This window comes from Streptomyces sp. Tu 2975 (genome assembly GCF_009832925.1).
In the GTDB taxonomy this organism is placed as follows: Bacteria; Actinomycetota; Actinomycetes; order Streptomycetales; family Streptomycetaceae; genus Streptomyces.
In genome coordinates this window covers 6,732,255-6,752,823 of record NZ_CP047140.1, presented here as the reverse complement: position 1 = coordinate 6,752,823, position 20,569 = coordinate 6,732,255, and the positions used below count along the sequence as shown (strand labels likewise).

Annotated in this window: 40 protein-coding genes and 2 pseudogenes; 9 read left to right on the top strand and 33 right to left on the bottom strand. The window is 68.9% G+C overall.

Annotated features, from left to right (window positions below):
• Window positions 1-86 precede the first annotated feature (86 nt).
• The 3 genes from GLX30_RS30185 to GLX30_RS30175 all read right to left on the bottom strand — a co-directional run bounded on the left by GLX30_RS30185 (window position 87) and on the right by GLX30_RS30175 (window position 701).
• Complete coding sequence (locus GLX30_RS30185; RefSeq protein WP_159694123.1) at window positions 87-263, bottom strand: hypothetical protein; 177 nt, start codon at window positions 261-263, stop codon at window positions 87-89.
• A gap of 82 nt (window positions 264-345) precedes the next feature.
• On the bottom strand, window positions 346-522 hold the full coding sequence (locus tag GLX30_RS30180) for a hypothetical protein (protein ID WP_159694122.1): 177 nt from the start codon (window positions 520-522) through the stop codon (window positions 346-348).
• The gene (locus GLX30_RS30175; protein WP_159694121.1) at window positions 522-701 is read right to left on the bottom strand and encodes a hypothetical protein; all 180 of its coding nucleotides are present in this window, start codon (window positions 699-701) and stop codon (window positions 522-524) included. The genes GLX30_RS30180 and GLX30_RS30175 overlap by 1 nt, the downstream gene beginning before the upstream one ends.
• A 215-nt stretch (window positions 702-916) precedes the next feature.
• Between GLX30_RS30175 and GLX30_RS30170 the strand changes: the two genes are divergently transcribed.
• The 4 genes from GLX30_RS30170 (at window position 917) to GLX30_RS35960 (ending at window position 2,530) form a co-directional block, all read left to right on the top strand.
• A complete protein-coding gene (locus GLX30_RS30170) occupies window positions 917-1,171 on the top strand; it encodes a hypothetical protein (protein WP_159694120.1) in 255 nt (84 codons plus the stop codon).
• A gap of 129 nt (window positions 1,172-1,300) precedes the next feature.
• Window positions 1,301-1,927 carry an NUDIX domain-containing protein gene (locus tag GLX30_RS30165; protein ID WP_159694119.1) on the top strand — a complete coding sequence of 209 codons (627 nt, stop codon included), beginning with the start codon at window positions 1,301-1,303 and terminating at the stop codon, window positions 1,925-1,927.
• Complete coding sequence (locus tag GLX30_RS30160) at window positions 1,924-2,325, top strand: NUDIX hydrolase (protein WP_159694118.1); 402 nt, start codon at window positions 1,924-1,926, stop codon at window positions 2,323-2,325. Before GLX30_RS30165 ends, GLX30_RS30160 begins: the two co-directional genes overlap by 4 nt.
• Window positions 2,326-2,401: 76 nt before the next feature.
• Complete coding sequence (locus GLX30_RS35960; RefSeq protein ID WP_279632613.1) at window positions 2,402-2,530, top strand: hypothetical protein; 129 nt, start codon at window positions 2,402-2,404, stop codon at window positions 2,528-2,530.
• Here GLX30_RS35960 and GLX30_RS30155 read toward each other — a convergent pair.
• From GLX30_RS30155 to GLX30_RS30100, 12 genes are all read right to left on the bottom strand, one after another.
• Window positions 2,527-2,757, bottom strand: coding sequence for a helix-turn-helix transcriptional regulator (locus GLX30_RS30155; RefSeq protein WP_159694117.1), 231 nt, complete (start codon window positions 2,755-2,757; stop codon window positions 2,527-2,529). The genes GLX30_RS35960 and GLX30_RS30155 overlap by 4 nt on opposite strands.
• A complete protein-coding gene (locus GLX30_RS30150) occupies window positions 2,754-3,392 on the bottom strand; it encodes a hypothetical protein (protein ID WP_159694116.1) in 639 nt (212 codons plus the stop codon). Before GLX30_RS30150 ends, GLX30_RS30155 begins: the two co-directional genes overlap by 4 nt.
• Before the next feature lie 42 nt (window positions 3,393-3,434).
• Window positions 3,435-3,773 (bottom strand): hypothetical protein, encoded by a 339-nt coding sequence (locus tag GLX30_RS30145; RefSeq protein ID WP_159694115.1) that lies wholly within the window; start codon window positions 3,771-3,773, stop codon window positions 3,435-3,437.
• Window positions 3,770-3,997: a hypothetical protein gene (locus GLX30_RS30140; RefSeq protein ID WP_159694114.1), complete on the bottom strand. Its 228-nt coding sequence runs from the start codon at window positions 3,995-3,997 to the stop codon at window positions 3,770-3,772. The genes GLX30_RS30145 and GLX30_RS30140 overlap by 4 nt, the downstream gene beginning before the upstream one ends.
• 165 nt (window positions 3,998-4,162) lie before the next feature.
• Window positions 4,163-4,465 carry a hypothetical protein gene (locus tag GLX30_RS30135; protein ID WP_159694113.1) on the bottom strand — a complete coding sequence of 101 codons (303 nt, stop codon included), beginning with the start codon at window positions 4,463-4,465 and terminating at the stop codon, window positions 4,163-4,165.
• A 160-nt stretch (window positions 4,466-4,625) separates the two neighbouring features.
• The gene (locus tag GLX30_RS30130; RefSeq protein ID WP_159694112.1) at window positions 4,626-4,820 is read right to left on the bottom strand and encodes a hypothetical protein; all 195 of its coding nucleotides are present in this window, start codon (window positions 4,818-4,820) and stop codon (window positions 4,626-4,628) included.
• Entirely contained in the window at window positions 4,817-5,245 is a 429-nt protein-coding gene (locus tag GLX30_RS30125; protein ID WP_159694111.1) for a hypothetical protein, read from the bottom strand. The genes GLX30_RS30130 and GLX30_RS30125 overlap by 4 nt, the downstream gene beginning before the upstream one ends.
• Window positions 5,246-5,311: 66 nt before the next feature.
• Window positions 5,312-5,482: a hypothetical protein gene (locus GLX30_RS30120; protein ID WP_159694110.1), complete on the bottom strand. Its 171-nt coding sequence runs from the start codon at window positions 5,480-5,482 to the stop codon at window positions 5,312-5,314.
• Window positions 5,483-5,525: 43 nt separating this feature from the next.
• The gene (locus GLX30_RS30115; protein ID WP_159694109.1) at window positions 5,526-7,223 is read right to left on the bottom strand and encodes a DNA cytosine methyltransferase; all 1,698 of its coding nucleotides are present in this window, start codon (window positions 7,221-7,223) and stop codon (window positions 5,526-5,528) included.
• Window positions 7,224-7,438: 215 nt separating this feature from the next.
• Window positions 7,439-7,873, bottom strand: a complete 435-nt coding sequence (locus GLX30_RS30110) for a hypothetical protein (protein WP_159694108.1) — start codon at window positions 7,871-7,873, stop codon at window positions 7,439-7,441.
• On the bottom strand, window positions 7,870-9,228 hold the full coding sequence (locus tag GLX30_RS30105; protein ID WP_159694107.1) for a replicative DNA helicase: 1,359 nt from the start codon (window positions 9,226-9,228) through the stop codon (window positions 7,870-7,872). The genes GLX30_RS30110 and GLX30_RS30105 overlap by 4 nt, the downstream gene beginning before the upstream one ends.
• A gap of 12 nt (window positions 9,229-9,240) precedes the next feature.
• Complete coding sequence (locus GLX30_RS30100; protein ID WP_159694106.1) at window positions 9,241-10,248, bottom strand: hypothetical protein; 1,008 nt, start codon at window positions 10,246-10,248, stop codon at window positions 9,241-9,243.
• A 97-nt stretch (window positions 10,249-10,345) separates the two neighbouring features.
• Here GLX30_RS30100 and GLX30_RS30095 point away from each other — a divergent pair, with 97 nt between their 5' ends.
• Complete coding sequence (locus GLX30_RS30095; RefSeq protein WP_159694105.1) at window positions 10,346-10,633, top strand: hypothetical protein; 288 nt, start codon at window positions 10,346-10,348, stop codon at window positions 10,631-10,633.
• Between the two features lie 48 nt (window positions 10,634-10,681).
• On the opposite strand, the gene GLX30_RS30090 is transcribed toward GLX30_RS30095, so the two are convergent.
• From GLX30_RS30090 to GLX30_RS30010, 18 genes and pseudogenes are all read right to left on the bottom strand, one after another.
• Window positions 10,682-11,509 (bottom strand): LacI family DNA-binding transcriptional regulator, encoded by an 828-nt coding sequence (locus GLX30_RS30090; protein WP_159694104.1) that lies wholly within the window; start codon window positions 11,507-11,509, stop codon window positions 10,682-10,684.
• Entirely contained in the window at window positions 11,506-11,769 is a 264-nt protein-coding gene (locus GLX30_RS30085) for a hypothetical protein (protein WP_159694103.1), read from the bottom strand. The genes GLX30_RS30090 and GLX30_RS30085 overlap by 4 nt, the downstream gene beginning before the upstream one ends.
• Window positions 11,766-12,122, bottom strand: a complete 357-nt coding sequence (locus GLX30_RS30080) for a hypothetical protein (RefSeq protein WP_159694102.1) — start codon at window positions 12,120-12,122, stop codon at window positions 11,766-11,768. Before GLX30_RS30080 ends, GLX30_RS30085 begins: the two co-directional genes overlap by 4 nt.
• Window positions 12,123-12,192: 70 nt before the next feature.
• On the bottom strand, window positions 12,193-13,080 hold the full coding sequence (locus GLX30_RS30075) for a hypothetical protein (RefSeq protein ID WP_159694101.1): 888 nt from the start codon (window positions 13,078-13,080) through the stop codon (window positions 12,193-12,195).
• A 121-nt stretch (window positions 13,081-13,201) separates the two neighbouring features.
• Window positions 13,202-13,936, bottom strand: a pseudogene (locus GLX30_RS30070) (PD-(D/E)XK nuclease-like domain-containing protein); the annotation flags it as partial.
• A gap of 100 nt (window positions 13,937-14,036) precedes the next feature.
• On the bottom strand, window positions 14,037-14,210 hold the full coding sequence (locus GLX30_RS30065; RefSeq protein WP_159694100.1) for a hypothetical protein: 174 nt from the start codon (window positions 14,208-14,210) through the stop codon (window positions 14,037-14,039).
• Window positions 14,210-14,437: a hypothetical protein gene (locus GLX30_RS30060; protein WP_159694099.1), complete on the bottom strand. Its 228-nt coding sequence runs from the start codon at window positions 14,435-14,437 to the stop codon at window positions 14,210-14,212. The genes GLX30_RS30065 and GLX30_RS30060 overlap by 1 nt, the downstream gene beginning before the upstream one ends.
• A gap of 91 nt (window positions 14,438-14,528) precedes the next feature.
• Complete coding sequence (locus tag GLX30_RS30055) at window positions 14,529-14,885, bottom strand: hypothetical protein (RefSeq protein WP_159694098.1); 357 nt, start codon at window positions 14,883-14,885, stop codon at window positions 14,529-14,531.
• A gap of 118 nt (window positions 14,886-15,003) precedes the next feature.
• Window positions 15,004-15,306, bottom strand: coding sequence for a hypothetical protein (locus tag GLX30_RS30050; protein ID WP_159694097.1), 303 nt, complete (start codon window positions 15,304-15,306; stop codon window positions 15,004-15,006).
• Entirely contained in the window at window positions 15,303-15,719 is a 417-nt protein-coding gene (locus GLX30_RS30045) for a hypothetical protein (protein ID WP_159694095.1), read from the bottom strand. The genes GLX30_RS30050 and GLX30_RS30045 overlap by 4 nt, the downstream gene beginning before the upstream one ends.
• Window positions 15,716-16,030 (bottom strand): hypothetical protein, encoded by a 315-nt coding sequence (locus GLX30_RS30040; protein WP_159694093.1) that lies wholly within the window; start codon window positions 16,028-16,030, stop codon window positions 15,716-15,718. The genes GLX30_RS30045 and GLX30_RS30040 overlap by 4 nt, the downstream gene beginning before the upstream one ends.
• Before the next feature lie 88 nt (window positions 16,031-16,118).
• On the bottom strand, window positions 16,119-16,247 hold the full coding sequence (locus GLX30_RS35955) for a hypothetical protein (RefSeq protein WP_279632612.1): 129 nt from the start codon (window positions 16,245-16,247) through the stop codon (window positions 16,119-16,121).
• Window positions 16,244-16,423, bottom strand: a complete 180-nt coding sequence (locus tag GLX30_RS30035) for a hypothetical protein (protein WP_159694091.1) — start codon at window positions 16,421-16,423, stop codon at window positions 16,244-16,246. The genes GLX30_RS35955 and GLX30_RS30035 overlap by 4 nt, the downstream gene beginning before the upstream one ends.
• Window positions 16,420-16,656 (bottom strand): hypothetical protein, encoded by a 237-nt coding sequence (locus tag GLX30_RS30030; protein WP_159694089.1) that lies wholly within the window; start codon window positions 16,654-16,656, stop codon window positions 16,420-16,422. Before GLX30_RS30030 ends, GLX30_RS30035 begins: the two co-directional genes overlap by 4 nt.
• Window positions 16,653-16,835 (bottom strand): hypothetical protein, encoded by a 183-nt coding sequence (locus GLX30_RS30025; RefSeq protein WP_159694087.1) that lies wholly within the window; start codon window positions 16,833-16,835, stop codon window positions 16,653-16,655. Before GLX30_RS30025 ends, GLX30_RS30030 begins: the two co-directional genes overlap by 4 nt.
• Window position 16,836: 1 nt before the next feature.
• Window positions 16,837-17,118, bottom strand: a complete 282-nt coding sequence (locus GLX30_RS30020; protein ID WP_159694085.1) for a hypothetical protein — start codon at window positions 17,116-17,118, stop codon at window positions 16,837-16,839.
• Between the two features lie 88 nt (window positions 17,119-17,206).
• Window positions 17,207-17,515 (bottom strand): hypothetical protein, encoded by a 309-nt coding sequence (locus GLX30_RS30015; protein ID WP_159694084.1) that lies wholly within the window; start codon window positions 17,513-17,515, stop codon window positions 17,207-17,209.
• A 1-nt stretch (window position 17,516) separates the two neighbouring features.
• Window positions 17,517-17,768, bottom strand: coding sequence for a helix-turn-helix transcriptional regulator (locus GLX30_RS30010; protein ID WP_159694082.1), 252 nt, complete (start codon window positions 17,766-17,768; stop codon window positions 17,517-17,519).
• Window positions 17,769-17,942: 174 nt separating this feature from the next.
• On the opposite strand from GLX30_RS30010, the gene GLX30_RS30005 reads away from it, so the two are divergent.
• From GLX30_RS30005 to GLX30_RS29995, 4 genes and pseudogenes are all read left to right on the top strand, one after another.
• Window positions 17,943-18,395: a hypothetical protein gene (locus GLX30_RS30005; RefSeq protein WP_159694080.1), complete on the top strand. Its 453-nt coding sequence runs from the start codon at window positions 17,943-17,945 to the stop codon at window positions 18,393-18,395.
• A 434-nt stretch (window positions 18,396-18,829) separates the two neighbouring features.
• A complete protein-coding gene (locus GLX30_RS30000; RefSeq protein ID WP_159694078.1) occupies window positions 18,830-20,185 on the top strand; it encodes an integrase in 1,356 nt (451 codons plus the stop codon).
• Window positions 20,176-20,307: pseudogene (locus GLX30_RS35555) on the top strand (undecaprenyl-diphosphatase); the annotation flags it as partial. The gene GLX30_RS30000 and the pseudogene GLX30_RS35555, both read left to right, overlap by 10 nt.
• A gap of 54 nt (window positions 20,308-20,361) precedes the next feature.
• The gene (locus tag GLX30_RS29995; RefSeq protein ID WP_159694076.1) at window positions 20,362-20,541 is read left to right on the top strand and encodes a hypothetical protein; all 180 of its coding nucleotides are present in this window, start codon (window positions 20,362-20,364) and stop codon (window positions 20,539-20,541) included.
• Window positions 20,542-20,569: the final 28 nt, after the last annotated feature.

The following is a 20,569-nucleotide window of genomic DNA, read 5'->3' as shown; positions in this document are numbered from 1 at the left end:
GGCCTTTCGGGTGGTCAATCCGGACGGGGGTGGGGTGCCGGGGCGTGGGGGCGGGGGTTGGAGTCCACGCCCCGGCGGTCTGGGGGTTAGCTGCGGCGGTAGCAGCGGACGTCGTCGGCGGTGGTGCCGTCCGCGGCGGCCTGGTCGAGCTGCCGGTGCGCGGCCCGGACCTCGTCGGCGGTGAGCTGCGGGCCCTGCTGGTTCAGGTGGGCGACGACCTTGTCGACGGACTCGGCGAGCTGGGCAGCGGTGTTCTTGGGCATGGCTGTGCCTTCCGGTGGTCATGCGGATGGGGTGGAGAGCCGCGCCCGGCCGGGGGTGGGACCGGGCGCGGCGGTCAGGGGGTCAGCGGCCGTGCTGCCGCTTGGCGCGCTGGTCGAACAGGCGGCGATCCTCGGCGCCGGCCTGGTAGTCGGCCTGGCACAGGTCGACGGTCGCCGGCGTCGTGGAGATCGGGCACTTGGCGAACTTCGGGCCCGGCGTCTCCGGCTGCTCGGCCTTCGCCGGCGTCTCGGCGGTCATCACGCCGCGGCCTTGAGGGGGCGGACGTAGGACGCGGCGTCGTGGGCGGCACGGTCGGCGTCCGACAGGACCTGAACGGCCAGCGGGCCGGAGCCGCGCTTGATGCCAGCAGCGATCAGCCGGCGGGAGGGGCTGGAGACGGCGCGCACATGGGCAGCCGTAGACTGTCGAGCATCCATCAGGGGTCCTCTCAAAGATCCTGGTGGTTAGGGCCGGCCTGCGATGTAGGAGTCGCGGTGTCCGGCCCGTCTTCGGTTGTTGGTGCGCAGCCCGACGGACGTGGTCCGGTAGGAGTGAGCCGCGCTTTCAAGCTCTGATTTGAAAGGTAGAGGCATCCCGGGTTCCCGTCAAGCGCAAGCTTGAACGAGTCCCGAATCGCCCCTACTCTCATGGAATGACCCAGACCCCGGAGACCGCCGTCGCGCACGTCGTGGAATCGCTGAGAGCCCTCATGGACATCAGCGATCCCACCGAGCGGTACCGGGCGAGTCGCATGGTCGAGGTCGCCGTCACCGACCAACTCCGAGAAGTCCGCAAAGACGTTGCCCTCGAGCTGAAGCACGAGCACGGCAAGACGTGGCGCGAGATCGGCCAGGTCATGGACGGCGTGTCTGCCCAGCGCGCCGAGCAGATCTCCCGCGGGAAGTAGCTGGTTCGTCATGCCTTCGAGCCTGGCTGCCAGCGGCTTATCGCCCAATGAGCCAGTGATGCAGTGGCAGTGCTGTCCCAGTGCATCCGCAGTGCAGTTCCCCAGCACCCGACCGGCTGGAGCATGAGAGTGGACGTCGTCGACAGGTGGACAGGCCAGGCAGCGAGCCAGCTGCAGGACGCGCTCCGCATGACGAATCAGGCGTTCGCTGACCGTCTCGGCGTCAACCTGCGGACGGTCGCCACCTGGCACAGCCGACCCGGGATCGTTCCCCGCACCGAGATCCAGGCGGCATTGGACACGATGCTGGAAAGGGCTGATGCATCAGTGCGGTTGAGGTTCAGGGACGGGCTACGGCCCGCGACGGCGGTCACCGCGCAGGCGCTGCGGGTGGCGATCGCCGTGGTGCAGCGTGACCGGGAGGTGCTTCTCGTGTGTCGCCGCGGGGATGAGTCGATCTCCTGGCAGTTCCCGGCCGGGATGGTGAAGCCGGGCCGCTCGCCGGCCGTCGTCGCGGTCGAGGAGACGCACGCTGAGACCGGGGTCCGCTGCACGGTGCGGCAGCATCTCGGCTCCCGCGTCCACCCGCTCACAGGCGTGGTCGCCGAGTACGCGCTCGCCGACTACCTGATGGGCGAAGCCGAGAACCGCGACCCGATCGAGAACGCGGAGGTCGTATGGGTTCCGATCGACCAGCTCACCAAGTTCATTCCGTCCGACCGCATCTTCCCGCCGATCTTGGAGGCGCTCGCATGACCCAGACCGAACAGCCCATCTCGACGGCGATCATTACCGACGGCGGACGGGTCTTGATGATTCGGCGCCGGGAGCGGGAGGGGAAGCTGCTGTGGGCGTTCCCCGGCGGCGGCATCGAGCAGGGCGAAACGCCGGAGCAGGCCGCAGTACGGGAGACCCAGGAGGAGGTCGGGCTCGAGGTGAAGGCGGTCCGCACGCTCGGCGACCGGGTCCACCCGCAAACCGGCCGGCACATGACCTACGTCGCCTGCGAAGTCGTGGCGGGCGAGGCGTTCGTCGCCGACGAGGAGGAGCTGGCCGAGGTGTCGTGGATCCGGCTCGAGGACATCCCGACCTACGTGCCCTGGGGACTGTTCCCTCAAGTGCAGGCCTACTTGGACGAGACGCTGGTCTCCTGACCCCAGACGCGACGATGCCCCCCGCCACGAAGGCGGGGGGCTTCTCGTTGTCCTGGTCATGGATGAGCGTGAGCCTTTGATCACCCGGGATGAGTTGCGGAAGGCGGTCGGCCTGCTGCTGGCGTGGGGCGAGCCGAGCGACGACCTGGCGGTCGAGGCCGAACGGCTCGCGCATGATCTGGCGCTCAGACTGCCGGCAGACTAGGCGGCTGCCTCATCGGGCGTGCCGGTCAGGGCGAGGACGACGATGCGCATGCCGCAGAGGGCGACGATACGTTCCGCCCAGTCGAGAGTGAGCGTCGCTCGGCCGGTGAGCATCTGGCTCATGTGCTTCGTCGAGAGTCCCAACTGGCGGGCGGCCTCCGCCTGGCTGATGTTCGTTCGCTCGAGGGCCGCGCGCACCTGGGATCGAAGCTGGTCTTCGGCGTTCATGCCGCGGCCCGCCTCTCGGTGGGTGTGAGCTTGAGGGCTTCGGTGTGCCCGTATTCGCGGCGGCAGTTGCGGCAGGTCTCGCTGTCGGTGTCGAGGGTGACGCGGAGGATCCCGTCGCAGTCGGGCGTGTTGCAGTGGACGGGGATGCGGATGGGCTGCCGCTCGCCGTCGATGATGGCGTGGCAGGTGCGCTTGAGCTTGCCGATCTCGCGCCCGAATTCATCGAGGGCGGGGTGGCGGAGGGCCGCCTGGGTCAGGTTGAGGCGCAGGGTGGCGACGGCCTGGTCGACGCGGTACTGGAGCCGGCCGCCGGTGGCGAGGTGGGCGAGTCCGTAGGTGGCCCAGTCGGCGACCCAGGTCTCGAGGTCGGACACGATGCCGCCGTTGGCGATCAGGTTCAGCACCTGCTCGTTGGGCGGCATGGTGGAGTTGCGGGTGCCGGAGACTGCCGGGCCGCCTGCTCGCTTGCTGGGTCCGGTGCGGAGGCAGAGGCGGGCGTAGAGGCCGCTGGGTCCGGCGAGGGCGATCAGGTCGCGGTCGATGCGGGTCTCGCAGGGGCGGCAGATGTACCGGCCCTGTTCGTCGTCCCACAGGGCGCTGGCGCAGATGCAGCACGAAGGCGAGGTGTCGGTCACGGCGGGCTCCGTTCAGGCGGTACGGCAGGGCGTGCGGGTGGGTCAGTGGCTGATGCGGATCTGCGCTTTGGGGTGGGCGAGGCACGCGTTGCGAAGGCGGCGCAGGTAGTCGAGGGCGCCCTCGTAGTCGCCCCAGCCGTTCGCGGGTTCCATGAGCTCGTACTTGCCGGGGTCGGCTTCCATGTCGGCGACAGCGCGCTTGAGGTCGTCAGCACAGTCGGCTGCGGTCTTGCCTTTGAGGTCGGCGAGCCGGTAGCCGAGGGCTTCGGTCCACATGCCGGCGACGTTGCTGGTGTAGTTGCCGATGTCGTCGGCGCAGTAGTCGACGGGCTCGGGTCCTCCGGTGTCGATCTCGACGTGGAGGCTGATGTCGTAGCTCACGACGCCTCCTGCGGGTCGAGGGCGGCGACCACGTCGGCGTGGTTCTCGCAGAGGTGCTTGTGGGCGGAGCGGTCGGCTGACTCCTGGCTGGAGTGGTCGAGGCTGAGCCAGCCAACGCAGTCGCCGTTGCCCCAGCAGCGCCAGGCCCAGGCTTGGTGGCCGTGGTCGTGCCGGTAGCGGGACACGTCGATGAAGTCAGGGAGCGCGGTCTCGGGCTGGGTCATTTCGGGCCTTTCAGACTGAGGTTGGCGGTTCGGCGGGGCTGTGCGCCTCGCTGGCGTTCTCGGGGCTGTGCGTCGCGGAGTCCGTCCGGAGGCTGCGAGGCGCTTAGACGGGCGCTCAGGCCCTCTCTCGGGCCTGTTGCGGTCCACGACAAGGCGGCAGATGCGTCACGCCGCCTCCTGCTCGTCGTCGGCCGTCCCATCGAGGATTCGCTCGAGGGCCCACATCTGCACGACCCGGGCGCCCCGGTGGCGGGCCCTGGCCATGAACCGGCGGACGGCGGCGATCTCCTCCTCGGCCTGCTGCTGCCGGTCTAGCGCGGCATGGATCCGGCCGGCCTTGGATCGGCGCGACGTCTCGAGGGCGGCGATCCCTTCACGCAGCCGGCTCGCCTCCGCGGCGGACAGTGGGCCGCGTTCGGCACGATCGGCGAGGACGAGCAGCTGCTTCACGGTCGGCGGGCGGCTCACGTCTCGGCTCCTTCCGGGTAGTCGTCGATCGGGCGGACGGTGACGGTTCGTTTCATCCACCGCGGGATGCGGGGCGGCGGCGGGGCTGGGGGTGGGGCGGTGTCGCACGGCTCCACCCACCAGCCCTCCGGCCACAACGGCGGCAGGTCGGGGGCGGGGGTCACTGGGCGTTCCAGTTGTCGAAGGCCCAAACGAACGCGCGGACCGCGGCGAGGAGCACGGCGCCCATGGCCCAGACGACGGCCACGGCAGGCCAGCCGCCAGCGTCGTAGTAGGCACCGGCCGAGACGGCGACGATGAAGAACAGCGCCAGGACGACGGCGGTCGTGCGGGCGATGAGTCGCTTGGATGTCACTGCTGCACCGCCGTGCCGAGAGCCTTCGCGTTGAGGTAGGCGGAGATCTTCAGCAGGGCGGCCATGGACTTGGCCAACTGCTTGCCCTCCGCCCGGGCCGCGGCCGAGAAGAGGGCGGCGGTGGTCGGCCAGTCGCCGTTGCAGTAGGCGGTGATGAACCGGAGCGCGAACGTCTCCTCCGGGCTGGCCCCCAGTCCGCCGGGGTGGACATCGGCCAGCGTCCACTCGCCCTCGGCGCGCTCGCCGTGCACCCTCTCCAGGGCGACCTCGCTCGAGCCGGCCCATCCGCCGCAGGCCAGGTACAGGGTCGACGGGTTCTTGGTGGCGAAGAGGCGGGTGACGTTCTCCGAAGCACGGTCGAAGTCGCCGTCGAGGGTGTGCTGTAGCGCGTCGAGGGTCAGGCGCTTGGCTTCGTCACGGTCCATGGCTTGTCTCCTTCGTGGGATGCTGGCGGGGCGCCCGCCGGATAGCCCCCGGCGGGCGCTCGTCGTTCACGGGGCGGGGGGTGTCGGCAACATCGGGGGCTGCGGAACGTGGGCCCTGTCGCGGAACTCGAGACCCTCGCCGTGCGTCCAGCCGGAGCCGGTCCAATGGATGGCGGTCCAGCAGTTCCGGCAGATGCGAGTCGTGTAGCCGCCGGGCGGTTCGTCCTTGTCGGCCATCGGTCTTCTCCTTCGGGTGGTGGGTTGTCGTGGGCGCTGGTTGCTAGGCGGCGGGGGCGTACACGGCCGGGCGGGTGTGGCGGTCTATCTCCTCGCCGGTGATCGCTTCGACGAGGGCACAGACGAGGATTTCGGCGGCGTTGGGGGTGACGGCGTTACCGAATTGCCTCACTTTCTCCCGCTTGTTGCCGAGGACGACGTAGTCGTCGGCGAAGGACATGGCCCGGCCGATCTCGTGGGGCTCAAGCATCCGGAAGAGGACATCGTTGATGTCGACTTCGCCGCGCACCAGGGCGTACCGGTCTCGGGTCGTGAGCGCGCCGATCGGGTCATTGACGGACCTCGGCGCCCCGTTGCCGTAGTACGGGACGAGCATGTGCTCCCACGTGAGGAGCGACTGGTGGCCGGCGGTCGTCATCGTGCGGAACGGCTCGGCCGGCGTGGTGCAGTGCTCGCCGCCGTCGCCCTTGGAGCCGTTGTTCCGCATGACCATCGCGGGCATGACGAGCCCGTGGTGGTTCCCGGATGCGGTCACGGTGGCAAGGGACTCGGAGACGGAGCGGGCCACGCTGCCACCGCCGCGCAGCTCGGCGATGAACGGGAGCCAGGCAAGGCCGGTCTCGTTGCGGGTGGTCATGGCGCGCAGCGGCGCGTGGGCCGAGGCGGCGCTCTTTCCCTCCCGGCCCTCGACGGGGACCAACAGCGGCGGCACCATCAGGGCGTCGTTCTCGCGGGTGGTCCGCGCGGGCATCGGCTCGCCAACGCTGACCGCAGCGTCGCGCCACGTGCCTCCGGCTGGGACCATCATCGGCACCGGGCGGGCGAACTTCTTCAGCCCGGCCTCGATGCGGGCGATGGTCTTCGCGGCGAGGGGCTTGGCCCGGTCACCGATCCGCTGCCCGGGGAGTGACCAGTCGATCGCCGCGGCGGCAGGCAGGGCCTCCGGCTCGACGATCTGGTTCCGGCAGGAGACGTTGGGGCAGCGGTACACGTACTGCTGCCGGTAGCGGCCCATGTCCCGCTTCGGGTCCTTGAACACCTGCATCGCCTGCACGTAGGCGTCGCAGCCGGAGCACCAGGCGCGCGGCCGGAGCCACTTGTCCCAGTCCGGCGTGCGGCCCAGCGACTCGTGCCAGTAGCCGACGTACAGCCGGTCGCGGGACTGCGGCGCGGCGTGCACCGACCTCGGGTTCGCGTGCATGCTGTTGAGGGCGATGATTCGGGTGCGGTAGCCGAGCTTGTGGATCTCGCCGATCCACCGGTCCCACTGGTCCCAGGCGCGGACGTCGGTGACGTTCTCGACGATGCCGGCCTTCACGAGGCCGCCGCGCTCCTGCACACCGCGCAGGTACAGCGGCACTTCCTCCATCAGTGCGCGGGACTCTTCCTCGGCGGACGGCTCCTCGTCCTCCTCGGCGGAGGCGAGCAGGTCGAGGAGGCTGCCCTGCATCGCCCCGGAGAAGTCCCGCTTCTTGCCCTTGGCCACGGACCAGTTGGTGCACTCGGGGCTGGCCCAGAAGATGTCGGTGACGGGCCAGTCCCAGACGGGCGCCTTACGGATGTCGCCCTGGTAGTGGCTGGTGGTGGGGAAGTTCGCGGCGTGGGATTCGATGGCGAGCTTCCAGTGGTTCGCGGCTCTCTCGACGCGGACGCCCGGGACGGCGTGCACGCCCTGGCTGGATCCGCCGGCGCCGCAGAACCAGTCCATGACCGTGAGGGCGTCGTTGTCGCTGCGGTACATCAGTTCTCCTTCGGGGTGGTGGGTACGGGTGTGGGGCCGGCCGGGGTCATGCGGCGCGGGCCTGGGGTCGGCGCGGCTCGGCGTATGCGGCGGCGGATCGGGTGGTGGCCCAGCGGTGTCCGCAGCGGCAGATGTAGCCGTGGGCGATCTGGTCGCCGCGGCGCCGTTCCTTCGCGGGCGGTATGCCGGGGCCAGGCAGTTCGGGCAGGTGTCCGTCATGAGCCGACCCCCCGGAACTCAAGGTCTTGCGGGCGGGCAGGGCGGAGACCGGATACAGCCCCGCGCTGCGGCTCGACGCTCTGGAGGATGAACATGTCCCAGTTGGTGACCTCGACCCAGCCCTTGTTCATCAAGTGGGCCGTCCAGTGAAGGAACGCGGGCCAGGTATTGATCCGTTCGACGGGGATGGCGTAGGCCCAGGCTGGCTTCTGCGGTGCGCAGGCGGTGTGGGTGGTGTTCCAGGGGATGCCGCCGTCGACGGTGATGCCCTTGATGTCGTCGGAGTCGTCCCAGTCGGTGGGCTGGCCCTGCTGCCGACGGGCTGCGCGGCGGGTGAGGTCTTGGTCGATCCAGACGTGGCCTTCGCCATCCGTGATGGCGGTGAGGCAGGTGTCGCAGATCGCCTGAAGGTCGGTGTCGCGGGTGGTCATGATGCCTCCATGTCGACAATTCGGGCGTAGTGGCCTTGCCAGGCGGTGGTGACGGTGGCGTTGTGGCCCATGCGGTTCTTGGCGACGATGAAGTCGAACTCGCCGGCGCGGGGGGACTCGCGGTCGTAGTAGTCCTCGCGGTGCAGGAGGATCACGATGTTGGCGTTGTTCTCGATGCCGCCGGATTCGCGGAGGTCCGACAGGGTCGGGGTCTTGTCGGTGCGGTGCTCGCTCACGCGGTTGAGCTGAGCCGCAGCAATGACCACGATCTTGAACTCCTGGGCCAGAGCCTTCAGCCCAACCGCGATCGAGTCGACCTCGATGACGCGGTTCTGCGCCTTGGTCTCGGCCTTCGCGATCTGCAGGTAGTCAACGATCAGCGCCGCGGGCAGTTCGTCCTTCGCCTGCAGCTGCCGCAACTTGCGGCGCCACTTCGAGACGGGCACGGCCGGGGTGTCGTCGATGCGCAGCGGCGAGCGGCGGATCCGTTCGCGCGCTTCCCGCACGGCTGCGTACTGCTGGCGGTCGAGGGTGCGGGCGCGCAGACCGTGCAGCGGTACGCGGGCCTCGGCTGCGACGAGGCGCTGCCCCATCTGCACGTGGGACATCTCCATCGAGGCGATGAGGACGCCGCGGCGGTGCTTGATGGACACGTGCCGGCCGATGCCGAGGAGGACGAGGCTCTTGCCCATGGCCGGGCGGCCCGCGATGACGACCAGGTCGCCGGGTTCCATCGGGGCGACGGACTGGAGGTCGGCCCACGGCAGGGGCAGGACGTCGTCGCGGGGGTTGTCGTACTCATCGAGGACGGCGTCGACGACGCGGTCGAGCATCCACTCGCGGGACTCGATGCCGCCCTTCGCGGCGGTGGTGAGTTCCTGCAGGTTCGCGGCGGCGGTGTCGACGATCTGTGCCGCAGTGTCGTGGGCGGCCTGGGCGCGGTACCCCATCTGCACGAGCTCCGTGCCGGTCTGGATGACGGCTCGCAGGAGGGCGTGGTCGCGGAGAATCTCGGCGTAGTGGGTGGCATGCGCGGCGGTGGGGACCGAGTTGACGAGGCCGTGGATGTAGAGGCCGCCGCCGACGCGCTCGAGGCTGCCGTCCTGCTGCAGCCGGTTGGTGACGGTGATCGGGTCGAGGGGCTGCCCGCCCGCGTAGAGGGCGAGCATCGTGTTGAAGATGGTCTCGTGAGCCGGCTTGTAGAAGGGCTGCTTCACTCCGTCGACGACTTCGACGACGTCGAGGGTGGCGTTACGGGCGAGCATCATCGAGCCGAGGACGGCGCATTCGGCGTCGAGGTCGTGGGGCGGTACACGGTCGAGGGTGACGGGCGGGGCGTCGTCGTAGAGGGTCACTGGATTCCTTGGCTAGGCCGCTTCAGCGGTCTGGGTTTCGGGGTGGCAGTTGAGGCACGGCTTGCTGGAGCCGGGGGCCTTGCGGAACTTGGCGTTGAACTCGGCAGCCGGGTTGCCGTCTCCGCATTCGCCGCACCAGGGCGGCAGCGACGGGCCGGTCGTGGGGGCGTGCTGCCGCGGGGCCTTGGGCAGGTCGTTGATCCGGAGACGCAGCACAGCTGACGGCTGCTTGACGCCTTCTGGGCGTTCGGTGAGCTTCGTGACGAGCTCGTCGTCCAGCTGCCAGCCCTGCTCGGTGATGACCTCGAGCAGTTGGGGGGCCATGGCGCTGGCGGTGACGCGGCCGACGGACCACGGCTGAGGCAGGTTCTGCAGGAAGGCAGTAGCGGCGGTGAGTGCCGGGTCCTGCTGCTTGCTGCTTCCGGCCTTCCCTTCAGCAGCGCGGGGGCGGGGGGTCACGGAGGGAGGGAAGGAAGGTGTGGTTAGGGGGATAGGGTCTCCCGCCTGGGTGACCATTGACTCCCTAGCGGGTGACCTTTCTCCCCTATAGCCCTCCCTGGCGGGTGAGCTTTCGGCCTTAAAGGTCTCCCTAGCGGGTGACCTTTCGTCGGTGAACCAGCTATTGGTCTCCCTGTCGGGTGACCTTTCTTCGTCGTCGTTCCAGTACGGTGCGGCCCGTCCCGGGAACTCGGACTCCAGCGGCACGCGGAACGTGCGCTGGTGCCCTCGGTGCGCGTACACCAGCTGCCCGCGCTTGTTCCTGAGGGGCTTGCCGTCCTGCCCGCAGATCGGGACGCGCAGCTCGATCCCCCGGCCGGCGAGCTTGCCGAGCACCTTGCCGAGCTGGGCCTCGTTCTCGAAGCCCGTCTTGTGGAGCAGCTTGGCCATGAACTTCTTGCCATAGCCGATGCGACTGTCGTCCCACACGAGGTCGGCGATGGCCAGGGCGACGACGCGCTCGCCAGAGGAGATCTCCTGTGGGAGCCGGTCTTCGAACCAGCGGCGTAGCTGGTAGCCCATGGGTTCTTCCTTCTCGTGAGGGGTGTCGCGGCTGGAGATTGGTGATTCGTGACAGCCCTCATGGGGGCGATGCGGTGGGGGTGTTCACCCTCACGAGATGAGAATAGCGTTCGCGGTCGAGATTCGCGACCACTATGCGCGTTCGCGTAGCGCGGATGGGGTGGCCTATGCCAACATGTGCTGCATGGACACCCTCGACCTGGAGATTCAGACCGCAGCGAAGAAGCGTGCTCGAGCCGAGAAGGCCTTCAACGACGCTGACGCCGAGCTGCGTGCGCTCCTGGTGAAGGGGCGCGCCGAGGGCAAGGGCCCGTCGCACATGGCGAAGCTGACCGGCTTCACCCGCGAGTGGGTTGCGAAGATCGCGCCTGCTCCGAAGTCCTGACACGTCCCCTCCTTCCTGGCCCCGCTGTGCGGGGCCTTTGTCGTGCGTTCAGGCGGCTTCGGTGAGCCGGTCGCGGATGAGGTCGTGGACGTAGTGGGGGCTCATGCCGAGGCGCTGGGCGATCTCGTGTTCGGGCACGTTGAACGCGGCGAGGTGGGCGATCTCCTGGCGGCGGTACTCGGCGAGCTCGTCGCGGTTCATCTCGGCGCTGTCGCCGGCGTCGGGCGTGCCGTTCGGGTCGTCGATCTGGTCGTCGTCCCATGCCGCGGGCGGCGCCCACTGCTCTCGCTCAGCTCGGCGCAGGATGCGGATGGAGCCTCCGCGGCGAGTGCCGAGCTGCCGGTAGCCGCGGTCGATGCGGAGTGCGAGGTCGTACTGCACCGTCTCGGGGTGGCCGTTGAGCACATAGCTGGCCGTGGACTGGTCGATGCCTGCCGCTGCTGCGATGTCCTTGAGGTAGTGGCCGAGGGCGGCGAGCGCCCGGAGCCGGCGGACGGAGCCGATCGCGGGGACTGACTTGTTGCTGGCCATGGCTTTGCCGGGCCGGATGGCAAGGATCTTGTCGGCCAGGGCGCTGCGGACTCGCCGGGTTCGGCCGCTGACGATGTTGGCGAGGGTGCTGCGGGAGTAGCCGATCTGGTCGGCGATGACGGTGAGGGAGTCGCCGGCTGCGGTGAGGCGCTTGAGGTGTGCTGCGATCGGGGCGGCGTCGGCGAGGAGGGGGCGCCCGGATGCTTGGAGGTACTTGCGCCGCTTGGCGTAGGCGCCTTCGGCTGCGCGGCAGGGGTAGCAGCGGCAGCGCTGGGCGCCGCTGCGGTGGTTGCCGCGGGCTCGGGCGTAGGTCCCGTGGGCCGGGAGTTCGCGGGCGGTGGTCATGAGACCTGCTCCTTCCTGCTGGCTGCTGCGATGAGTTCGGCTTCGAGGCGGAGGTCGCTGTAGGGGTCGCCGGGGGTGGTGTCGATGCGGGGTGGGTTGAGGCGCCAGAGTCGGTATGCGGCGAGCTCGCGGGCGACTTGGGCTCGGCGTTCGGCTTGGCGGTGGGCACGGCCGCCGGGGAGGCGACGGCAGACGGCGCGGGCGAAGAGGCCGACGAGGGCGAGGTAGCCGGCGGCGAAGAGGAAGTCGACGGCGGTCATGCGGCGGCCCTGCCCTGCTGCTGGCGGGCGGCGCGGGTGCCTTTCCAGACCTTGACGCCGGAGTCGTTGTCGCCGGGGCGGTGGCTGTTGGTCCACCCGTAGTGGGTGATCAGCCCTTCGTTCCGCAGGCGGCTGATCAGGTTGCCCCAGTGGGAGCGGCTGTTCGGCGGCTCGGGGAGTTTGTGGGCGTCGGCTATGTCCCATGAGGTGAAGGGCTGGCCGGTGGCTGCGGCTTTGACGAAGGTGGGCCACACTTCGTCGACCCACGTTTCGTAGTCGTCGACACGCCGGCGGGCCGCGGGCACCTTGGGTGCGGGTATGGAGCCGTCGAGGGCGGGCTGCACGGAGGTCATGGCTTGTCCTCTCGCTGTGGTTTCCTGAGGGGTGGCCGCCCGCGATTCCGGCGCGGGCGGCCGAGTGCTGCTACTGGGGTTTGCCGGATCCGGGCTGAGCGACTTGCTGGCCGGCCCACGGGTCGTCGTCCGGTGTCGGCGTGGACTGCGTGCCGCGGCTGGCGTTGCCCTTGATCTCCGCTGCGGTGATGCGGGCCTGCGGGAACTCGTCGTCGACGGCGATCTCTCGGCGCTGGATCGACTTGTGGGTGATGAGGAGCTGGGCGATGTCGGCGCCGGTCCACTGGTCGCGCTTGCGGCCGAGCTTCTGCTCGAGTCGGTCGGCGGTGACTCCGAGTCCGGCGAAGACCTGGATGGCGCCTTCGATGCGCTGCTCGAGCGGCTTGCCGTCGCCCTTGTTCAAGGTCTCCCGGCACAGCTCTTCGGCCTCTTCGATGAACCAGTCCGGGATTACAGCGAAGATCGCTTCCCGCAGGCGGCGGGCGCCGTTGTTGGCGTTGTTCTCGTAGATGTCGCGCAGATCCTCGAGCGCCTTGACCTTGCCGCCGGCGAACTTGGCGTGCGGGACGATGAAGGTGAGGACGTGCCGGGTATTGGCCTCGACGTCCCAGGCCCAGGCCTGCATTTCGGACTGGCGGTAGCTGTCGTCGCGGCGCATCTCGGAGACGCCGTACTGGATGTTGCCCCACGTCTGGGCGAGGGTCTTGGCGAGGTGGATGGTGGAGCCTTCGACGGCGCCGCCCGCTCGCGGGAAGCGGTAGAACGCCTTCCCGGCGAGGGCCATGGACGCGCAGGCGGACTGCATGGCGTTGCGGGAGCGGCCGATCTCGCGGGGGAACTGGCGGGCCACGTAGATGGCGGCCTGGACTTCGGCGACGGCGCGGGACTGTTCGACGGCCGTGCTCTGGCCGATGCGATCGGTGCTTGTGGGGGCAGGCGCTTGGGCGGGGAAGTTCACAGGTAGAGCTCCTTGTCGGTGTTCTCGGCGTAGCCGGGAGGGCGAGGTAGTTGGGTTCGTTGTCGGCGTAGCCGGGCCAGTAGCCGGTGGCGGTGCATTCGGCGAAGGTCTCGATGGCGCGGCGGTTCTTGGCGCCGGCGATGACGCGGGATCCGAACTCGATGCCGATGACGTTGACCAGGTACGGGGGCTTCTTCTCCTGTGCGATGAGGAGTAGTTCGGCGTCGGTGCCGCCGAGGCCGAGGGCTCGGGCGGCTTCCTCGTACCAGTCGGCTTGCTGGTTGTAGCCGTACTTGGCGATGTCCTTCTGCATGGCGTCGTTGCTGGCGTCGGTGGTGGTCTTGTAGTCGGGGATGATCAGCCGGCCGCCTTGGATGGAGGGGAGCCAGTCGAAGCGGACTCGGCGTCGGATTCCGGTGGGTCCGTCGATCCAGAAGCCGGACTGTTCGGGTGCTCCGTAGGCGGGGTCGAGGAGGGCTGCGGCGAGGGGGTGGCGGCGGATGGCGTCGGCCATGGCTGTGACCATGTCCATCTCGGCTTGCTTGAGTGGGATGGCGCCGCGCTCGCGGGCTTCGGCGACTTCGGCCTTTGCGGCGCTGGTGTTCCAGGTGTCGTGGCTGATGACGGTGAGCTCGGGTCCGTTGCCGAGGACGAGCTTGTGGGCGGCGTTGCCGTAGTCGAACGTCTTGGTCGGTGCTTGGGGGTGGTCCTGCTCGTGGCGGAATTTGGCAGGGCAGGACGGTGGGAGGAGCTTGCGGGCGCCGGACGAGGAGAGCGACGTCTTGTCGGCGTGGTATTCGTCGTTCGACAGGTCGGTGTGCAGGCCGAGGGTGGGCGCGTCGAGGGCGGTGGTCACTCGGCACCGTCCTGTTCAGTGAGGCAGTCCTCACAGACGGGGCCTTCGGGGCAGCGCTTGAACGGGTCGGCTTCCTTGTGACAGCGGGCGCAGATGATCATCAGAACGGGCACTCCGTTTCCTGGTCGACGTCGACGGGGACGCGCCACTCGGTACCGCCGGGCGTCCGGTGCCAGTCGTGTCGGCCTTGCTGGACGCAGCGGAGGAGATCGCCGGTGTCGCGGTTGTAGAGGGCTTCCGGGCACTGGGGCGCCGGGAACTCTTCGCTGGTCACTAGAAGGGCTCCGTCGTGTAGGTGGCGCGGCGGCGGGGTGCGAGGGGGAGGCGCCAGGTGCGGAGCTGGTCGAGGCAGCCGCATTCGTCCCAGTCGGCGCCGAGGGTGATGGGCATCCATCCGCCGCCGGAGCCGTTGCAGTCAGCACAGTTCGGGTCGGGTTCGCGGGTGATGTGGAGGGCGCGCTGGAAGACGTCGAACGTCCAGCGGCCGAGGCGGATGAGCATGGCTCTCCTTGCGGGTCTTGGGTGGCCCGCCCCGCGCTGGGGGCTTGGGGCGGGCCTGGCCGCGGTGGTGGTCACGCGGCCGGTCAGGGGGTCAGAGGTCGAGGAGGGTGACGGGTACGGCGCCGGGGGCGTCGGGGTCGGACCAGTCGGCGTACCACTGCATGTCGGGGTGTTCGCCCTGCGAGGGGTCCGGGGTCCGGAACACGGCCCGCGTCTCCTTCATGTCGTCCAGCCAGCCTTCGAGCGTCTCGGCCCGGTCGTCGGCGAGGTTGATGAGGCCGACGAAGACGCGGGCGTGCCGGTTGAACGCGGCGAAGGTGCGGCGCTTGCCGTGGTGGCCGAGTGCCATGAGGGTTTCGCCGTCGTCGCCGATGTAGGCAACGGCGATGCCGTAGTGGGTGGCTTCCATCTCGGGGTCGGTGATGGTGCTCTCTGTCGTGGTGGTCACTGCTGCTCCTTCTGGGATGCTGGGGTGGCGTCCCCGCCCGCTTCCTTCGGGCGGGGACGTCCGGGGTTGTGGGCCCGCCGGCTGGGGCCGGTGTCATCCGTCAGTCCGGCGGGCGGTCTTAGGCGGCGTCGGCCGGGCTGGTGTAGGGCAGCTGGACGACGGGCGCGTAGGGCCTGACGAGCTGGGTGTCGATGACCCTTATGCGCGGTCGGGCGTCGATGACGGCTTGGCGGAGGCGCTGCTTGTCGGCGGCGTCGCGGATGCGCTGCCTCTGGAGGCGGCGGATCTCGGCGACGGCCTGCTCGAGGTCGTAGCGGATGCCGGAGAGTTCGATGCCGGCCTGGTCGAGCTGGTGCTCGAGCTGGTTGCGCTGCTCGGCGAGGTCGAGCCGGTGCCGGCCGAGCGGGTGCAGGAGGCTCATGCCGCCGCCTCCTGCCGCTGCTCGCCGGGGTGGGTCTGGTTACGGACGGGCTTCCACGGCGCCTTGCCGGTGCCGGGGCACGGCTTGGACCAGCGCTTGCTCTTGCTGCTGTACGCCGAGTAACTGCGGCCACTCCAGTGGTGGCGGCCCATCACCCCGTCAGCAGTCATGGCCCGGTCCTGCATGCAGTGCTTGCACCAGCCGCGCGGCCGGACAGGCTCCGGGACGGCCGGATAGACGATCCGGTAGGTCGGGTGGTCGGCCGCGATGCGCTTCTCGCCGTCGACGCGGAAGGCGAGGTACGGTCCGCGAGTCCCGACGATCGTGGCGGGCTTGCCGTCGTACTCGATGCGCATGCCGTGTCGGGCGGGCACGTCGTAGGTGCGGCGGATCCATTCCATGGTGCTGCTCATGCCGCCGCCTCCTCGTTGAGGCCGAGGGCCCGCTCGAGGACGGCGTTCTCGGCGGCCAGGCTGTCGACCTCGCCCCGGAGGCGGGTGACTTCGGCGATCAGCCACGGGATGTCGGTCCGGGCGGCGGCGACGAATGCGGCGTCGGCGCGGTCCTGCTCCATGCTGGTCATGCCGCGGCAGGTCTCGCCGATCCACATGGAGATCCCGGGCATGTACTCGGTGCCCTGGTAGATCTCCCAGCTGTCGGTGCACCACGGTCCGCTGGTGGCGGCGTCGGCGCGCTTCTGGATCTCGGCGATGCGGTCGGTCATGAGGTTCCCCAGAGGTGTCGGCCTAGGGCGATGAGCCCGGCGGAGATGGCGGCTGCGGCGAGGACGCCGAGCGGGTTGAGGAGGCGGCTCATCGGCGGCCTCGTTTCAGGTCGCCGATGGCCTGGTTGGTGGCCTTCAGCTGCTGCTCGTAGACGGCGATCGCCAGGTGCAGCAGGGCCAGCAGCGGTGCGTTGAGGAACGGCGCCGGGGCGGTCACGACGCGGTCCCGGGGAGGCTGTCGAACCACTTGTCGACGTCGGTCTCGAGGTAGCCGGCGGCGACGGTGGCCCGGTAGTCGGCGGACGGCTCGATGCGTCCGGACTTGCGGGCCGCGGGTGCGGGAGGCGGGTCCGACAGCAGCGGGGACACGACCGTCTCCGTGCGGGCCGTCACCGGACTGCTCCGCGGCTGAGCTTGTCGGCCATGCGTCCGACGGCTTCGGCCTTCGACCTGGCGTCTCGGTTGGAGACGCCGTACTCGGCGGCCTTCTTGGCGAGCCAGGCGATGATCTGCGCGTCACGTTCCGCGATGACGGCCGCTTGGAACGCGTCGAGCTTCGCGGGGAACTCGGGGTCGTGGTCGACGTGACGCGCGATGTACGCGTCCAGATCCTCGCGTGCGCTCATGCCTGGCCTCCGGGGGTCCAGTTCGGATAGTCCGCATCCGTGCTGCAGCAGTCGTCGTGCTCGCAGACGAGGCGGACGAACAGCGGGTCGGCCGGGTCGAGGAGGTGCGCCTGCTCGGCGATGCAGCCGGCCAGCTCGTCACTCGCCGGGACGGCGGGCTTCGGGGTCACAGTCGCCACGTCACTCACCCGCCTGGGACCGGGCACGGGCGTCGAGCTGGTCCTGCCGTGCGGACCAGTACGTGTAGAAGAGGACGTCGAGCGCCGCTTCCTTCTCGGACTCGGGCAGCGAGTTGAAGGCGGTGCGGCCGATCTCCTCGACCTGGAACTCGCCGAGCCGGGACGCGAGCAGCGTCTCCTCGGCCTCGGTGAACATCGCTTCCCAGGCGGAGAGCACCGGGACGCCGCACATGATCTGGTCGAAGTCGGAGGGAAGTTCAGGGTTCTGCGAGAATGTGGACACGGTCCACTCCTGTTCTTCAGGGTTCTGGGTGGTGGATCCAGGCCCCGATTGCCGGTCTGGTCACTGGCGGTTGGGGCCGTTTGCCGCTTTAGGCGGCGCGCTGGGCCGGGGTGCCGGCCGACGGCTTGCGGGTGCGGCGGGTCCGGCGGGGGCCGGACCTGCCGTCGACCTTGTTGCGGTGGATTTCCGCGATCGCGGCGAGGTCCGAGTCGGAGAACTTCAGCTGTCCGGCGAGGCGGTGGCAGGGCCAGCCGCTCAGGTTGACTCCGTCGCGGAGCCACTTCTCGCCCTTCTTGCTGTCGTCGTCCCGGTCGCGGAGTCCGAGGCGGATCGCGGCTTCGGCGACGCTGTAGAAGTTCTCGAGGATGGGCTTAGCCGGGGCCTGGGGGGTGGCCATGTCAGTCCTTTCGGTGGGGCTCCTGCTGGTCGAGGAGCTGGGTGTCGTGAAGCTGCACGTCGAGGGCGGTGCGGAGCGCCTTGTACGTGGGGGGTGTGAGGTTCTGCCGCGCTCTGGTCTCGAGCTGGCTCAGGTAGGGCCGGCTTATCCGGGCGGCGGCAGCGCACTCGGCTTGCGTCATGCCGAGCTCCTTACGGCGTGTGCGGATTGCCGCCCCTTTCACCAGGTAGGTGGTGGCTGGGGGTTCTTCCATGCACAGAATCTAGCGTTCTTCGATAGAGGAATCTATAGGTACGCGGCGGTAACTTCTAGACATCTCTAGTCACCTCTATGTACCGCTACGTTAGGCCCTGGCCAACGGTCAAGAACAGGCCACGACTGCTATCCCTGCTAGCGGTAGCTAGATGTAGCTGGGATACTCCGCGGTATGGCTGCCCTAACCGACCACGCCACCCGCCAGCTGACCTTGCTGGGTGCCCTGGTGACGCAGCGCCGACGCGCGCTCAACTTCTCCAGCAAGGAGAAGGCCGCGGAGGCGTGCGGGCTCTCCCATGTCCCGTACCGCAACGTCGAGGGCGGCCGGCCCGTCAGCGAATCCACCTACGCGAAGATCGAGACCCGGTTCGGATTCGAGCCCGGGTCGTGCCAGGCGGTCCTCGCCGGCGCGGATTCCATCAAGCTGACCGACGGCACCGAGTTGATCGCGGGCGGGCAGATCAGCCGCCCCTCGTTCGACGAGATGACGGACGCGCTGAAACAGGCCATCACGTCTGCCGCGCGCCTGACGGCGCCGAACTTGACGCTCGGCCAGACCGATGAGCTGACGGATGAGGTTGTGAAGGAACTGCAAAGGCGCGGAATCCTGCCCTCCGGCTCATGATCTGCACAAACTTCCGTACAACCATTCCGTCGTGATCCGACTGTGACCTTCCAGGGATGGGAAACTTTCAACTAGTCCCTGCCATATACGTGTTCGACGTGTCACGCTTTGAGACACCTGGAGGGGTTCTCCGCGAGCAGACAGGGGGGACCTATGAGCACAGTTGTCGAACTAGATCTCGGAGCCGGGCACGAGGCCCACGTCTTCAAGATCAACGGCGAGATGGTGTGTGTCCTGAGCCCCAACGTGGCCACCGATACGCGTATTCAGGAACGCGTCCGGCGGCTTGTGCGGGGTGAAGGACTGAACTGCGAAGAGTGCCTCGGCTGCATCGTGGGCACGGCAAAGTAGGAGCGCAGTTCATCTGGCGGAGTCGGGCGGCAGGGGTGCCCGCCGACTTCCGCACCAACTCCTTCAGCTCGTAAGGGAGCTCCATGCCGTACACCGAGAAGCGCGGCACCAAGTGGCGGGTCCGATGGGACGCCGGCCGGATCCACCCCGACACCGGCAAGAAGGTGTACGACAGCCAGTCCGGGTTCGACACCAAGGCCGAGGCCTACGCCTACGGACTGGACCGCGAGTCCGACGTCCGCAACGACCGGTACATCAGCAGACGTGACGGCTCCGTCCTGATGAAGGACTACGCGCGCGACTGGCTCGACGGCATCGACGTCGGCCACCTGAGAGAACGTCAATGCCGGTCCATGTCCCGGCTGTACATCGTGCCCCGCTGGGGCGAGGTCGCCGTCGGCGACATCAAACCGTCCCAGTACCGCGCCTGGGAGAAAGACCTCCGCGCCCGGCCGAACATCGGCGACGACTACGCGCGCGAGATCCTGGGCCTGTTCGCGATGATGATGGAGGACGCGGTCGAGGACGAGCTGCGCAAGGCCTCCCCCGTCAGCCACAAGCGGCGCCGCGGCAAGTACAAGAAGAAGCCGCGGGAGAAGAAGCTCGACATGCGCGTCGAGGACGTGCACCAGCTGTCGTTGAACGCGCTCACGTTCTGGGGCTTCCCGGGCTATGTGTTCGTGTGGACGATGGCGATGACCGGCATGCGGCCGGCGGAGCTGTACGCCCTGCGCAAGGAGTTCTGCCACCCGGCCTGGCCCACGGCCGACCCGGACGAGGAGCGGCGCGAGGAGAGCCTCGAGCGGTACCGCGGCGGCGAGGAGCCGATGCCGGCGATCCGCGTGCAGCACCAGCACCAGTGGAAGGACAGCGTGCTGACGCTGCTGCCGCCGAAGTACGACTCCTACCGGACGCTGGTGATCCCGCCGTTCCTGGCGGAGCTCCTCGATGCGCTGTGCGCGTCGCACGAGTCTGAGTGGGTGTTCCCTTCAATCAATGGCGGGCCGCTGGCCAAGGCGAACTTCACCTACCACTACTGGCGGAAGATCGCGGATGGGCAGGAGCCGCGGGAGCAGCGCCGCGGCGGGTGGCGTCCGCTGCCTGGCTGGCCGGCCGTGAAGACGTATGCCGGGAAGCGGCTGTACCTGCTCCGTCACGGGCACAAGGAGTGGCTCGACGAGGGTGGGGCGCGGCGGGTGGCGGTGGAGGCCCGGATGGGTCACGAGCTGCCCGGCGTGGAGGGCGTCTACAGCAACGTGACAAGCGCCATGGAGCGCGAGATCATGGATGCGCTGCAGGCGAGGTGGCTGCGGTTCGTGGTGACGTTGGGCACAGATTGGCTGCCAACTTCTCCCAACCCTCTCCCAGTTGATCTTTCGACGTGGATGAAGACGCAGATCACAGCGGCGGAGAAGGTGCTCCCGCGAACTGGTTCATGAAGTTCATCACTACGAAGAGCTTCATGCCCTTCGTGATCTACCGGATTCTGCTCGGAATCCTGCTGTACATCCTGGTGGGGACGGACGTGCTGAGCCCGCACGCGGGTGAGTCGGGGGGCTGAGCGAGCGGTTCGCGGGGAAGACGGGCGCGGGGCCGAGGCCGTAACCTGGCAAACATGTCCGCCTTTCCCCGCGAGTCCGAATCCGAAACCTTGTCGTCCGCATCCGAGCTGAACGCACGGATCCGAGAGCTGTGGGCCGACGGCGCACTCCCCGAGGACCGGCGTCCGGAGTACGAGGCACTGGTGGTGGAGTGGGCCGCTGCGGCACGCGAGGACGTACAGCGCGCCGCGTAGCGAACAGCGGGCGGAAGCGCCGGCCCGC

Bases quoted from the DNA above. Each gene is read 5' to 3' on its own strand.
- GLX30_RS30185 (WP_159694123.1), bottom strand. From the start codon at position 263: ATGCCCAAGAACACCGCTGCCCAGCTCGCCGAGTCCGTCGACAAGGTC.
- GLX30_RS30180 (WP_159694122.1), bottom strand. From the start codon at position 522: ATGACCGCCGAGACGCCGGCGAAGGCCGAGCAGCCGGAGACGCCGGGC.
- GLX30_RS30175 (WP_159694121.1), bottom strand. From the start codon at position 701: ATGGATGCTCGACAGTCTACGGCTGCCCATGTGCGCGCCGTCTCCAGC.
- GLX30_RS30170 (WP_159694120.1), top strand. From the start codon at position 917: ATGACCCAGACCCCGGAGACCGCCGTCGCGCACGTCGTGGAATCGCTG.
- GLX30_RS30160 (WP_159694118.1), top strand. From the start codon at position 1,924: ATGACCCAGACCGAACAGCCCATCTCGACGGCGATCATTACCGACGGC.
- GLX30_RS30155 (WP_159694117.1), bottom strand. From the start codon at position 2,757: ATGAACGCCGAAGACCAGCTTCGATCCCAGGTGCGCGCGGCCCTCGAG.
- GLX30_RS30140 (WP_159694114.1), bottom strand. From the start codon at position 3,997: ATGACCCAGCCCGAGACCGCGCTCCCTGACTTCATCGACGTGTCCCGC.
- GLX30_RS30125 (WP_159694111.1), bottom strand. From the start codon at position 5,245: ATGGACCGTGACGAAGCCAAGCGCCTGACCCTCGACGCGCTACAGCAC.
- GLX30_RS30120 (WP_159694110.1), bottom strand. From the start codon at position 5,482: ATGGCCGACAAGGACGAACCGCCCGGCGGCTACACGACTCGCATCTGC.
- GLX30_RS30115 (WP_159694109.1), bottom strand. From the start codon at position 7,223: ATGTACCGCAGCGACAACGACGCCCTCACGGTCATGGACTGGTTCTGC.
- GLX30_RS30110 (WP_159694108.1), bottom strand. From the start codon at position 7,873: ATGACCACCCGCGACACCGACCTTCAGGCGATCTGCGACACCTGCCTC.
- GLX30_RS30100 (WP_159694106.1), bottom strand. From the start codon at position 10,248: ATGGGCTACCAGCTACGCCGCTGGTTCGAAGACCGGCTCCCACAGGAG.
- GLX30_RS30095 (WP_159694105.1), top strand. From the start codon at position 10,346: ATGAGAATAGCGTTCGCGGTCGAGATTCGCGACCACTATGCGCGTTCG.
- GLX30_RS30090 (WP_159694104.1), bottom strand. From the start codon at position 11,509: ATGACCACCGCCCGCGAACTCCCGGCCCACGGGACCTACGCCCGAGCC.
- GLX30_RS30085 (WP_159694103.1), bottom strand. From the start codon at position 11,769: ATGACCGCCGTCGACTTCCTCTTCGCCGCCGGCTACCTCGCCCTCGTC.
- GLX30_RS30080 (WP_159694102.1), bottom strand. From the start codon at position 12,122: ATGACCTCCGTGCAGCCCGCCCTCGACGGCTCCATACCCGCACCCAAG.
- GLX30_RS30060 (WP_159694099.1), bottom strand. From the start codon at position 14,437: ATGCTCATCCGCCTCGGCCGCTGGACGTTCGACGTCTTCCAGCGCGCC.
- GLX30_RS30050 (WP_159694097.1), bottom strand. From the start codon at position 15,306: ATGAGCCTCCTGCACCCGCTCGGCCGGCACCGGCTCGACCTCGCCGAG.
- GLX30_RS30045 (WP_159694095.1), bottom strand. From the start codon at position 15,719: ATGAGCAGCACCATGGAATGGATCCGCCGCACCTACGACGTGCCCGCC.
- GLX30_RS30040 (WP_159694093.1), bottom strand. From the start codon at position 16,030: ATGACCGACCGCATCGCCGAGATCCAGAAGCGCGCCGACGCCGCCACC.
- GLX30_RS30030 (WP_159694089.1), bottom strand. From the start codon at position 16,656: ATGAGCGCACGCGAGGATCTGGACGCGTACATCGCGCGTCACGTCGAC.
- GLX30_RS30015 (WP_159694084.1), bottom strand. From the start codon at position 17,515: ATGGCCACCCCCCAGGCCCCGGCTAAGCCCATCCTCGAGAACTTCTAC.
- GLX30_RS30010 (WP_159694082.1), bottom strand. From the start codon at position 17,768: ATGGAAGAACCCCCAGCCACCACCTACCTGGTGAAAGGGGCGGCAATC.
- GLX30_RS30005 (WP_159694080.1), top strand. From the start codon at position 17,943: ATGGCTGCCCTAACCGACCACGCCACCCGCCAGCTGACCTTGCTGGGT.
- GLX30_RS30000 (WP_159694078.1), top strand. From the start codon at position 18,830: ATGCCGTACACCGAGAAGCGCGGCACCAAGTGGCGGGTCCGATGGGAC.
- GLX30_RS29995 (WP_159694076.1), top strand. From the start codon at position 20,362: ATGTCCGCCTTTCCCCGCGAGTCCGAATCCGAAACCTTGTCGTCCGCA.